Annotated in this window: 10 protein-coding genes and 1 pseudogene; 3 read left to right on the forward strand and 8 right to left on the reverse strand. The window is 41.6% G+C overall.

The features are described from left to right. The 7 genes and pseudogenes from P20439_RS10330 to P20439_RS10360 all read right to left on the reverse strand — a co-directional run. Window positions 1-555 (reverse strand): sigma-70 family RNA polymerase sigma factor (locus tag P20439_RS10330; RefSeq protein ID WP_036933611.1); only part of this gene is annotated, 555 nt, incomplete at its 3' end. 53 nt (window positions 556-608) lie between these two features. After that, a complete protein-coding gene (locus P20439_RS10335) occupies window positions 609-2,252 on the reverse strand; it encodes a BatD family protein (RefSeq protein ID WP_008114495.1) in 1,644 nt (547 codons plus the stop codon). Next, window positions 2,246-4,151, reverse strand: a pseudogene (locus tag P20439_RS10340) (VWA domain-containing protein). Before P20439_RS10340 ends, P20439_RS10335 begins: the two are co-directional and overlap by 7 nt. After that, entirely contained in the window at window positions 4,151-5,134 is a 984-nt protein-coding gene (locus tag P20439_RS10345; protein ID WP_008114497.1) for a VWA domain-containing protein, read from the reverse strand. Before P20439_RS10345 ends, P20439_RS10340 begins: the two are co-directional and overlap by 1 nt. Further along, a complete protein-coding gene (locus tag P20439_RS10350) occupies window positions 5,127-5,561 on the reverse strand; it encodes a DUF4381 domain-containing protein (protein WP_008114498.1) in 435 nt (144 codons plus the stop codon). The genes P20439_RS10345 and P20439_RS10350 overlap by 8 nt, the downstream gene beginning before the upstream one ends. 3 nt (window positions 5,562-5,564) lie before the next feature. Further along, the gene (locus P20439_RS10355; RefSeq protein ID WP_008114499.1) at window positions 5,565-6,509 is read right to left on the reverse strand and encodes a DUF58 domain-containing protein; all 945 of its coding nucleotides are present in this window, start codon (window positions 6,507-6,509) and stop codon (window positions 5,565-5,567) included. 3 nt (window positions 6,510-6,512) lie between these two features. Further along, window positions 6,513-7,469, reverse strand: coding sequence for a MoxR family ATPase (locus tag P20439_RS10360; RefSeq protein ID WP_008114500.1), 957 nt, complete (start codon window positions 7,467-7,469; stop codon window positions 6,513-6,515). A gap of 329 nt (window positions 7,470-7,798) precedes the next feature. Between P20439_RS10360 and fadI the strand changes: the two genes are divergently transcribed. Both fadI and fadJ read left to right on the forward strand, forming a co-directional pair. Next, window positions 7,799-9,109 (forward strand): acetyl-CoA C-acyltransferase FadI, encoded by a 1,311-nt coding sequence (gene fadI, locus P20439_RS10365; RefSeq protein WP_008114501.1) that lies wholly within the window; start codon window positions 7,799-7,801, stop codon window positions 9,107-9,109. Next, complete coding sequence (fadJ, locus tag P20439_RS10370; RefSeq protein ID WP_008114502.1) at window positions 9,109-11,232, forward strand: fatty acid oxidation complex subunit alpha FadJ; 2,124 nt, start codon at window positions 9,109-9,111, stop codon at window positions 11,230-11,232. The genes fadI and fadJ overlap by 1 nt, the downstream gene beginning before the upstream one ends. Window positions 11,233-11,291: 59 nt before the next feature. On the opposite strand, the gene P20439_RS10375 is transcribed toward fadJ, so the two are convergent. Continuing rightward, entirely contained in the window at window positions 11,292-11,678 is a 387-nt protein-coding gene (locus P20439_RS10375; protein ID WP_008114503.1) for an MmcQ/YjbR family DNA-binding protein, read from the reverse strand. 194 nt (window positions 11,679-11,872) lie between these two features. Here P20439_RS10375 and yeiP point away from each other — a divergent pair, with 194 nt between their 5' ends. Then, a complete protein-coding gene (yeiP, locus tag P20439_RS10380) occupies window positions 11,873-12,445 on the forward strand; it encodes an elongation factor P-like protein YeiP (protein ID WP_008114504.1) in 573 nt (190 codons plus the stop codon). Window positions 12,446-12,747 lie beyond the last annotated feature (302 nt).

The raw sequence follows: 12,747 nt of genomic DNA on the forward strand, positions 1-12,747 counted from the left end.
TTTTGATGCCCCTTTAAGTTGTTCATCATCACGGCTTAGTGCCTCTTTAAGTTGATTTTTTGCTCGAAATAAACGCGTCATAACCGTATTTTTATTTAAGTTAAGTATGTCTGCAATTTCATCTCCAGTGCAGCCCATAACCACCTGTAGCAACAGCGGCTCTTTGTATTCATCAGCCAATAAAGAAATTTGTCGCTGAATAACGGTTTGCTCCATTGCTGTATCTAAACTATGGCTGGTTTGATCCACCAATGTGTCGTTATCTACATCACTGTAATCAAATTGCTTGCGCTCAAAGCGTCTGGCATTCTCACGCCTTAAAATGGTCAGCAACCATGGCTTAGCTGCTTTTTGGTCGAGTAACGAATCAAGCGAGCGCCATGCACGCAAAAAGGTTTCTTGCACTAAGTCATCAGCAATAGTCGGATCGTTACATAACCAGTAAGCAAAGCGATAGAGTTCCTTATGATAAACATGAACCAAGGCTTCATAGCGTTGTTGTTTTTCAGCCATATTAATTAAGACCCGATCATTCGATTTTTTATTTCCAAACATAAGCACTTTTTAATTAAAATTATTATAGGCCAAAAAAGTAACTAAGATTCTTATTAAGAATATAGCTCTTTTAACGCAGATGATGACTTAGCTGTGTGCGATTGATGTTTTTTTAATAAACTAACAATCGCTTCTAAATCAGTGCTAGCCGATTGGTTACCGTACAACTGTGCTTGTAAATTATTTACCTGCGCGGTTAATTCTGAGCTGTTTATCATAGCGCAGAAATGGGTGAGAGCTCCTACCTTTTTATCTGTTCGAGTTAGCGCGTATAGATTAAGTGCATCGTAAAATGCTTTATTATCATGGCTTTTAGCAAGTATTTGCAGTGTTTTTAAATCTGCTTGCTGATTGCCTCTATGATTTGCTTGCGTCGTTTGTTGCACTTCTTTAGCTGAGCGTTTCATAAAGTAAAGAACCAGGGTCACAATCCATAATATGTAACCTAATACGGCTACAATAATAAGCCATAGAGGCGTACTAGTGTGGCGTTGCACGCTGAGCGCTTGCTGCGTTGGCTCTGCATCCGTGTTGTTTAAAGTACTTTCAACGGGTGTATTTAGTGAGTTTGCTGGCGCTGTGGTACTTGGTGTTACCGTAATTGTGCGTTCTGGTAAAGTTGCGTAACTAATTCGGTTCATTTTGGTGTTATACCAAGGCAGGGTAATTTCAGGCAATGTATAAGTGCCTGGTGTTTGTGGTAGTAGCGCAAATGAGGCGCTTTGCTGTGATACCACTCGACCATCGCGTACTGCATTGTTGGTTTCTTTTTCATCCGGATAGCTGCGAATACCATCAATAGTAGGCATATCAATTTCGGGCAATTGCTCTTTAGTTACCCCTAAGGCGGTAAGCATAATAGTGCGTGTGATCGGCGTGCCGGCTTCAACGGTGTTATCGTCTGGTTGCCATTGCTCGGTTAAACTCACTAATTCACTGGGTAACCAATCCCCTTGATAATTCTCAGGGATAGGTTTGATTTCAATCTGTTGTTCATCGCCAAGTGCTGACACTTCTAATTGACGATAGTTTTGCTGAACACGCCCTTGAAAAACAGGTGCTTCAATGGTGTATGCGCCACTTTTTTGCGGCTGAATTAAATAATTACGGGTGATCACTAAGTAACGTTTACCGTTAACCAGTTCATAATCTTCACTTTGCTTACCTAGTTGGGTGAGTTGAGCATCTTCCATGCTTGGTGTGCTTAAGCTGCCATCAAGTAGCTCTTTAGCTAAGTAAAGTTTAATGGTGTAAACGCCAGCCTCTTGCACAAATAAGCTGTTATTTGTAAGCGAGGTTTTTAAAAATATATCATCATTTTTATCTGTATCGCCGCTACGCTCTTTAACCGATAAGCTAATTGGTTTAGAGCTGAGCCCTGCAACAATAAAAGAAGGAATTGTGTATTCGCCGGCTTTGCGAGTCATTAACTTAACAGACCACGATGTTTGTTTTTTAATGCTGCCATTAATAATGTTGGTACGGCTACTTAAGCTCATAGGGCCGACGACAAAATCTTTTAACAGCGCTGAAGTATCGGGTTGTTGCCCTTTGATTGAATCATCAATGCTAATATTGAGCATAAAAAACTCACCCGCCAGTACCGGGTTTTTATCAACGCTTGCCTCTAATGAAGTGGCGGCCATTAATGGCATGGCAGTTAATAGCAATAAACAGCAAAATAATCGCATTACCATGATTTTTCTACTCCTGTTGGACGGCGTTGATATTGTCTTTTTTTGGGCTTCTAATTGCATTTTGTTTCTTAATAAAATAGCTGGATCGTCGGGCACTTTTCTTAGTAACTGATTTAGTTGTTGTGCTTTCTCTTTTTCTTCATTAGTGAGGTCGGCCGCCTGTGCTTGCATAGCTTGTTGTTGTGCTTGCTGCTTCTGCTCATCTGATGGCGGTTGCTCATTCATTTGATTGGGTTGACTCTGTTGCTCGTCTTGCTGAGGCTTACTATCGTCGTCTTTGTTCTCGTTTTGTTGGTTTTGTGATTGAGCTTGCATGTCAGGCTGATTTTGTTCATCTGACTGCTCGCCAGATTGGCTTTGTTGATCTTTTGATTGCTCCGAGGGCTCACCCGATTGCTGCTCTTCACTGTTTTGACTGTTATCTTCGCTTTTATCTGCGTTATTTTTATCGCCATTTTTTTGCTGATCTTGTTTTGATTTATCTGCATCATCTTGACTTTGATCATCTTGATTTTGCGAATCATTACCTTGTTGGTTTTCTTGATCTTGATCTTGCTGTTGCTTAAGTAACTGCTCAACTAACGCTTGGTTATTGGCTGCTTGGGTAAAATCAGACTGCAATGATTGCGCTTGTTTGTAAGCGTTTATAGCAGCCTCCAATTGTCCGGCTTTAGCCAGTGCATTACCGTAATTGTAATAACCAGTAGCTGATTTATCTTGACTAAATTCGTTCAGAGCGCCTTCAAACTGACCTTGCTGATAAAGTGCAGCGCCTTTGAGAGCGTTGGACTTCGCTTGCGCTGCTTGTTGGTACTCTTGGTTGTTGTAAGCTTCTAATGCACGTTGATCGGTATTTTTAAATAGCGTTGGTAACTCTACTGCATGGGCATTTTGCTGAGGTAAAAAGCTTAGCAATAGCACCGCACCAATAAACGCAGAGCGCCTAAATAAGTATAGAGCTAAGGGCAGCAAAATAAGCAAGCCATAAATGCCAGCATCGATTCGCCACAAGGCTAAATTTGGTTTTTCACTTTTTAGTATTTCACTGTTTGCTTGCGGTGAAAAAATGGCAATATCGCTATTACTTGGCTGATAATTAGCGTATTGGCCGCCACTATTTTTTGCTAGTCCTTTGAGTAAAGAACCATTGAGTGTAGGCACTACAATTTGGCCGTAATTATCTTTTAAAAATCCGCCTTCAGGTAACTTTATTGGTGCACCTTGCTCAGTGCCAATACCGTAAATATTAAGTCGATACTGGCTACTGTTAGTAAAGCCACTTATATCACTTTGCTGTTGTTGTTCAATACCATCGGTGATCAAAATAATATCACCATCTAGGTAGCCTGCTTGAGTGAGCAGCTCTTGCGCCATGTCTAAACCTGCCAGCACGTTGGAGCCTTTATCAGGCATAATTTCAGGGCTCAAACTAGGAATAAGATTAGCAAGGGTGGTTGCATCATTGGTCAGTGGTGAAATGGTATAGGCAGTGCCTGCGTAGGCTACTAATGCAGTATCACCTTCTTTAAATAACTCAATCATATCGAGGGCTTTAAAGCGAGATTGCATTAATCGATTAGGAGCAATATCGGTGCTATACATAGAGTACGACATATCCATGACAATAACGCGCGCACTTTTACTTTGAAATACAGGGACTTGTTTTTCTTCAAAACTCGGGCCTGCACTAAATATAATGGCTAAACTGCAAAATAACGCAACTAGCCACAGCGGCTGACGAGCCTGATTGTTTGCTTCACTCATAACAAATTGTGCCAAATGTGGTGCAATAAGTGGCGCTGATTGGGTTTTTTTCTTTTTAAGCATGGCAATAAAAAACAACCCTAGGGTAGGGAGTAACAGCCATAAAATAGCGGGGCGAATAAACTCAAAATCCATTAGCTTGGCTCCTTCATTGCACGCACTGTTTTTATCAATGCGGTAACACTGATCAATAGAATGGCCAGTAATAACGGGTAATAAAACAAGGCTGTTTGTGGGCGAAAGGTTTGTTCATCGGCACTAATTGGCTCGAGTTTATCAAGCTCTGCATAAATTTGTTGCAACCCAGCGACATCTTTGGCTCTAAAGTACAGACCCCCTGTTTGTTCGGCAATATTTTTCAGTAAACTCTCATCTAAATTGCTGCCCCCAGAGCCCATATTAAATAAACTAAAACCACGAGGGTTATCTGAGCCGACTCCGATGGTGTACACTTTTATGCCTTCTTCACGAGCTAGTAATAGGGCATCTTCGGGGTCAAGGTTTCCTGCGGTGTTTTGTCCATCTGTTAGTAACACCACAATACGATTACTTTCTTTTTTACTAGCAAAGCGTTTAACCGATAAGCCTAAAGCGTCACCAATAGCCGTGGCACGTCCTACTAAACCTATTTGTGCTTCAGTAAGCATTTTGCTGACGGTTTTTACATCACGGGTGAGAGGTGTTTGCAAAAACGCTGTATCACCAAACAATATTAGCCCAAGTCTGTCGCCTTGACGCTGCTCTATAAAATCGCTAAGCACTGCTTTAACCATAGTTAAACGGTCAACATATTGGCCATTATAAGCCATGTCTTGTTCTGTCATTGAGCCGGATAAATCCACAGCGAGCATAATGTCGCGACCTTCATTAGGCAGCGATATAGGCTCATCTAACCAAGTAGGGTTAGCCGATGCTGTTACTAATAATGCCCATAGCAACCATTCAAGAGTGTTTAACTTACGTGCACTGGACTCTACATGTTGATTATTTAAATTATGCGATGCAAAACTTGGGATGCGTAAACGTGTCGTTGCATTACTTGCTGCGGGTTTTAATAGCAGTAACGTTAAAGGAAGCGGCAGTAATAAAAACAGCCATGGCCAGCTAAATTCAAACATGCAGTGGCTCCTTTAGCTTAAATTGTTTAATAGCTTGGCGAAACTTATCACTGAGTGCCGGTGGTGTTTGTGCTGTGCTATATAGGCTTGCAATTTCATCTTCACTAAAACCAATTGCACCAAGTTGACTCAGGGTTTTACACCAGTTGGCGGTGGATTGCGCCGCTAAGCGCGGATCGTAATAGGTGATCACTAGCCGCTTTAAAATAATATGTAATTGCTGCGCTGATTGTTGTTGATTAGCTAACTTAATCGCATTACGTTTTGCTTTTTTAAATTGATAGTTTTTGTACATAATTATAATTAAGCCACACACTAAGCACAGTGCAATGCTAATAACCACCCACCAAGCAGGGGCTAACGGCCACCAGTCAACGTGAGTGGGAGCAATAATATCGTGAAGGCCATCAAGTGGAGAGGTTTGCATGATTTATCTTCTCACTAATTGCAGTTCCAGCGCAGTGGCTGCATCGAATGATAATAGGTTAAGCCCAGATTTTGTTAAACGATTAATACGCGCGCTAAATGCGTGCTCGGCATTTTTGGCAAATCGTTCTCTAAAGCTGCTATCCATCAAGGGCAGGGCAAACTGCTGATTATTAGCACTTACAGTAACCGCTTGTTGGAAAGCCGGTAACTTATGCTCGAAGGGATCGCTAATATGGCAACCTATTAATTCACAGTGCCGCGCAAGTAATTCGAGTTGTTTAAAGCTGGCGTCATCTAAGGCGTTAAAATCGGATACGATATAAACCAAACTACCGGGTTTAGCTAAGTGGTTTAAACGCTTAAGGTTATCACTAAAGTTATTGCTGGCGGGTTTATCAATATTTTCAAGTGCCTGCTGATGAGCGTCGCACAAATTATGACACAGCTTTAACACCGCTTTTTCACGGGCGCTAGGTTTAAGCTCTAAATGCGAGTGCTGATTAAACACAATACCGCCAATTCTATCGCCACGTTGGCAAGCAGACCATGCAACCAAGGCGCTAATATGTGCAGCTTGCACCGACTTTAATAATAATTGTGAGCCAAATAACATTGAATTTGAAAAGTCAGTAAACACAAATACCGGGCGTTCTTTTTCTTCTTGAAAAAGCTTGGTGTGAGTTTCACCGGTACGAGCCGTGACCCGCCAATCAATAGAGCGTATGTCATCACCGTGTTGGTAATGGCGCACTTCGGCAAACTCCATGCCACGGCCTTTATGCGGCGCCAGATATTGCCCCGCTAAGGTATTTTTTATTCTAACGTTAGGTGCCAGCTCAAGCAGTTGCGCTTTTGCTTTATAATACATCAGCTCTTTGAGCGATAAATTAACACCGTGGCTATGACTTAATTTAAGCCATGCCTGAGAATCAAAGTGTGTTTGCATAACTTAAGGTACAGCAACTAGTTCAACAATACGGCTAATAACCTGATCTTTTGTAACACCATCGGCCTGTGCTTCGTAACTTAAAATAATACGATGACGTAATACATTATGTACCACAGCTTGAATATCGTCAGGCGATACAAAATCACGACCACTTAACCACGCATGAGCGCGAGCACATTTATCCAAAGCAATGGTGGCACGTGGGCTGGCGCCGTATTCAATCCAACGGCCAAGTTGTTCATCTAAGTTGGCGCCTTCTCGGGTGGCAATAATCAACTGAACTAAGTACTGCTCTAGTGGTTCAGCTAAATATAGACCTAAAATCGCTTTTCGAGCAGCAAACAACTCTGCTTGCGAAATTTGCTCAAGCACTGGGGCTTCATCATTAAGTGCTTCACCACGAGTTAGGCGTAAAATATCAAGCTCGTGCTCTGCACCCGGATAATTAATACTTAAATGTAATAAAAAACGGTCTAATTGCGCTTCTGGCAGTGGGTAGGTCCCTTCTTGCTCTAGCGGGTTTTGCGTTGCCATAACTAAAAACAGGTCACTAAGTGGATACGTATTTTTGCCCACAGTAACTTGGCGCTCGGCCATTGCTTCTAATAAAGCTGACTGTACTTTTGCTGGTGCTCGGTTTATTTCATCCGCTAAAATGAGGTTATGAAATAAAGGGCCTTTTTCAAACACAAACTCACTGGTTTGTTGACGATAAATATCAGTGCCGGTTACATCGGCAGGTAATAAGTCTGGGGTAAACTGAACACGCTGAAACGAGCCTTCAATACCTTTTGCTAAAGCATTAACCGCTCGCGTTTTTGCAAGCCCCGGAGGGCCTTCAACAAGTAAATGACCATCGGCTAATATAGCAATTAAGAGTGCTTGAGTGAGCGCTGGCTGGCCAATAATTTGGGTGTCTAAATACGTTTTTAAGTTTGAAAATGCGTTAGCTGCCATAATAAGTGGACTGTCCTCGTCAGCTTAAATAATACCTAAAGTGGTTAGGTAACAAATACTGAGCTAGTTATAAGGTTTATAAGTGGATAACTCAAGAGTTAGACTGATTTTTTGAAAATAGTTCGTTATTTTTTAACGCTTTTTAGCCTAACACAAAACTTTGTAAAACCTGCTAAAAAAGCCTATTGTATTACCCTTACACAATGTATGTAGTGATTTACAATGGCGCTTTATGATTAATTTACGTTTATCTATTGGCTTTATCACACGGGTTGTTTAGAATCGAGGAAAAAATACAGGTCTGACCTGTCAGCGGGAGAGAATAATAAATGTCTGAGCAAAACATACTTAAAACACCAAAAGGCGACCGTATTGCCATTGTAAGCGGCCTACGTACTCCTTTTGCTAAGCAAGCAACTGCGTTTCACCATGTACCAGCATTGGATATGGGTAAGTTAGTTGTTAATGAAATGCTTGAGCGATTAAATTTCGACAAGTCAGAAATCGATCAACTGGTTTTTGGTCAAGTAGTACAAATGCCTGAAGCGCCAAATATTGCACGTGAAATTGTATTAGGTACAGGTATGCCAGTGGGCGTTGACGCATATTCAGTGTCACGTGCGTGTGCAACGAGCTTTCAAGCAATTGCAAATGTTGCCGAATCAATTATGGCAGGTTCTGTAAGTGTAGGTATTGCTGGTGGTGCTGATTCATCGTCTGTATTGCCAATTGGTGTAAGTAAAAAATTAGCCGGCAGTTTAGTTGATTTAAACAAAGCCCGTACGCTTGGTCAGCGTTTAAAAATATTCTCAAAACTACGTTTAAAAGATTTATTACCAGTACCGCCAGCGGTTGCTGAGTACTCAACGGGTTTATCAATGGGACAAACAGCTGAGCAAATGGCTAAAACCCATAATATTAGCCGTGAAGATCAAGATGCTTTAGCACATCGTTCTCACTCATTAGCAACTCAAGCTTGGGCCGATGGCAAGTTAAAAGATGAAGTAATGACGGCGCACTTACCGCCTTATAAAAGCTTTATTGAAGAAGATAACAATATTCGTAAAAACTCAACGGTTGAAGGCTACGCTAAGCTTAAACCGGTATTTGACCGTCAGCACGGCTCTGTGACTGCCGCTAATGCAACTCCATTAACCGATGGCGCAGCTGCAGTGTTAATGATGAGCGAAAGCAAAGCAAAAGCATTGGGTTACGAAATATTAGGCTACGTACGCAGTTTTGCGTTTTCAGCCATAGGCGTAGAAAAAGACATGCTAATGGGGCCTGCCCACTCAACGCCTATTGCGCTTGATAGAGCAGGTATTACGTTAGCTGATTTAGACCTTATAGAAATGCATGAAGCGTTTGCATCGCAAACCTTAGCGAATATGAAAATGTTTGCTTCAGATAAATTTGCACAAGAGCACTTAGGGCGTAACAAAGCCATAGGTGAAATTAACATGGATAAGTTTAACGTTAACGGCGGTTCACTCGCTTATGGTCACCCATTTGCGGCAACCGGCGCGCGTTTAATTACACAAAGCTTATACGAGCTTAAGCGTCGTGGCGGTGGTTTAGCGTTAACGACTGCCTGTGCTGCGGGTGGTTTAGGTGCAGCCTTTGTATTGGAGAGTGCGTAATGACAGATTCAGTATTTAATTTAACGGTTGATGATAACAAAATAGCCGTGGTAACCATTGATGTGCCGGGTGAAAAAATGAATACCCTGCGTGACAGCTTTGCTGATGATTTAAAAGCATTATTAGCACAAGCTAAAGAGCATGCAGTGAAAGGTATGGTATTTATTAGTGGCAAAAGTGATAACTTCATTGCCGGTGCCGATGTAAAAATGCTAGACAGCGTTGAAAAACGCGAAGATGCATTAGCTATCAGCGAATTATGCCATCAAGCATTTTTTGATATGAAAAAACTACCGTATACCACGGTTAGTGCTATTCACGGCGCTGCTTTAGGTGGTGGTTTAGAGTTTGCTTTAGCCTGTGATTATCGCGTTGGTACAGATAGCGATTTAACTAAAATTGGTTTACCAGAAGTACAACTAGGTTTATTGCCTGGCGGTGGTGGTACACAACGCTTAACTAAAATCGTGGGTATTCAAAAAGCCCTTGAGTGGATGCTAACTGGTAAGCAAATTCGTCCAAAACAAGCTAAAAAAGCCGGTGTATTGGATGATTGTGTTCCACAAAGCGTACTGCTAAAAGTGGCCAAAGAGTTTGCTGCGAAGAAAAAGCCACAAGCTAAAGAGCCTAAACTTGATAAGATCAGTAAGCTATTAGAATCAAACCCGTTTGGTCGTAACTTTATCTTTAAAAAAGCTAAAGAAAACGTACTTAAAAAAACAGGTGGTCACTACCCAGCGCCGCTTGCGATTATTAAAGCGGTTCGTGCAAGCGTAGAGCTTGATGAAATGAAAGCGTATAAAACCGAAGCCGAAGGCTTTGCTACGTTAGTAATGAGTGATGAGTCTAAAGCACTTCGCGGTATTTTCTTTGCAACCACTGAAATGAAAAAAGAATGGCGCAATGATGACGCTCCTGCGATTAGTAAAACTGCTGTGTTAGGTGGCGGATTAATGGGCGCCGGTATTGCCCATGTAAGTGCGGTTAAGGCTAAATTGCCGGTACGTATTAAAGATGTGGCAGAGCAGGGCATAAGTAATGCCATGAACTACACATACAAAATCTTAGATAAACGCCTTAAGCGCCGCATTATGTCAAAAGCCGATATGCAGTTAACCATGAACCGCATTACTGGCACCACGGATTACAGCGGCTTTAAATACATAGATTTAGTGATAGAAGCGGTATTTGAAGATTTAGAGCTTAAGCAAGGTATGGTTGCTGATGTTGAGCAGCAATGCCAAGCGAATACTATTTTTGCAAGTAATACTTCGTCATTACCTATTTCTCAAATTGCAGCAAAAGCAGAACGCCCTGAAAATGTAATTGGTTTACATTATTTCTCGCCAGTAGAGAAAATGCCACTGGTAGAGATCATTCCTCACGAAGGCACGTCACAAGAAACCATTGCTCGTGTAGTTAACTTTGCACGTAAGCAAGGTAAAACGCCAATTGTAGTAAAAGATATGGCTGGTTTTTATGTAAACCGTATTTTAGCGCCATACCTTAATGAAGCGGCTAACTTAATGCTTGCTGGTGAGCCGATTGAAAAAATAGACGCGGCCTTAGTCGAATTTGGTTTTCCTGTTGGACCGTTGGCACTGCTGGACGAAGTGGGTATTGATATTGGATCTAAAATTGCGCCAATTCTTGAAAAAGAACTCGGTGAGCGTTTTAAAGGTCCCGATGCTTTCTCACGTATGATTGATTCAAAACGTCTTGGTCGTAAAACAGGGCGCGGTTTTTATGAATACGATAAGAAAGGCAAGAAGGTTGATGAATCAGTATACGAACTACTGGGTGTTACCCCTGCACCACGGTTAAATAAAAACGAGATTGCAAAGCGCTGTGTTTCACAAATGCTTAACGAAGCGGCTCGTTGTTTAGATGATGGCATTATCGCAAGTCCACGAGATGGTGATATTGGTGCTATTTTTGGTATTGGTTTCCCACCGTTCTTAGGTGGCCCGTTTAGCTACATGGACAAATTAGGTGCGAGTAAGATAAGCTCTGATATGTCTACACTGGCTAACAGCAATGCCATTTTTGCACCCTGCGAGACTTTGCTTGAAATGGCTGATAAAGGCGATAAGTTTTATAGTAAAGCAGAACAACAAGACTAATTATTTAATTTTAAAGTAAAAAAGCCGCATTAGCGGCTTTTTTATGTCTGCTGTAAGTGTTATAGCAAATCGGCAATAGCCTGTTTGTCTTTATCTGGCATGTTGTCGACCACCAAATTAAATGAATTATCAATCATTCGCTCAATTTCACCTTGTGGCACTGAGCCATCTAAAATCACGGTATTCCAAAGGCGTTTATTCATGTGATAGCCTGGAATCACTGAAGGGAAAATATCACGTAATGACTGCGCTTCATCAGGATCGCACTTTAAGTTTAGCCACCAGATCGGTTCGCCATTTTCATCGGTTTCACCCTCATTGCTTAGTGCAAGGGTGGCGAACATCTTATGGTTTACTTTATATACATCAACATCTTTAGCAAAAGGTTGCGTTAGTTTAACTAACGGTTTGTTCATTAAATACGTATGTACAGTTTGTTGGTTCATGAGCCATTCCTTGAGGTCATAATCGATAACTTAACCATAGCAGCTTTTTGCTACTAGATAACACGTGTTTCGGTCTAAATTACAGATTTCTAAGTTAATACGATTGCAAGAGGGTAATGGTATCACTTTATTGTTGAACAATATCCGTTTCGTGGTATGTTTCTCGCAATCAAAAAAACAATAGGAATTCACCCATGCCAAAGGCAAGTGATGTTAAAAAAGGGACGGCTATTGATTTTAATGGCCGTGTATTAGTAGTAAAAGATATCGTACGCTCAGTACCACAAGGTCGTGCTGGTGGTAGTTTATACCGTATGCGTTTATACGATGTAGTAACGGGTAGTAAAGTTGACGAAACATTTAAAGACAGCGATATGCTTAACCTTGCTGATTTAACCCGTCGTGAAGCGATGCTGTCGTACATTGATGGCGATGAGTATGTCTTTATGGATAATGAAGATTACACGCCTTACAACTTGGCTAAAGACGCCATAGCGGAAGAAATTCCGTTTGTTAATGAAGAAACCCAAGGTGTGCATGTTATTGTGATTGATGGCGCGCCGGTAGGGCTTGATCTTCCTTCAAGTGTTGAACTTGTTGTTGAAGAAACTGACCCTTCAATTAAGGGGGCTTCCGCTAGTGCTCGATCAAAGCCTGCACGCTTATCAACGGGCTTAACGATTCAAGTGCCAGAGCATATTTCAACCGGTGATCGCATCCGTATAAATACCGCTGAGCACAAGTTTATGGGTCGTGCTGACAAGTAAGCTGTAATGAGAATTGAGAGCCGAGCATGTTAGTTGCTCGGCTTTTTTGTGTCTGAGTAACGGGCAAAGAATGTGTTGCTTTAATTTTCGCCAGTTTGACGCTATTATACGCGCCTTAATTTTTAAGCAGTTTGGTGGCTACGGTGTTATTTATTTTACTCAGTGGTGTGTTTATCATACTTATGTATATTGAAACCATTAAAAAGGGTATGCCCGTTAAGCGCTGGCTATTTTTGGGGGGACTGCTGGGGCCTGCGGCTTGGTGTTTATTTAATCTGCATTATCGACGTGCCTTGATACGT

This window comes from Pseudoalteromonas sp. BSi20439 (assembly GCF_000241165.1).
Classification (GTDB): domain Bacteria; phylum Pseudomonadota; class Gammaproteobacteria; order Enterobacterales; family Alteromonadaceae; genus Pseudoalteromonas.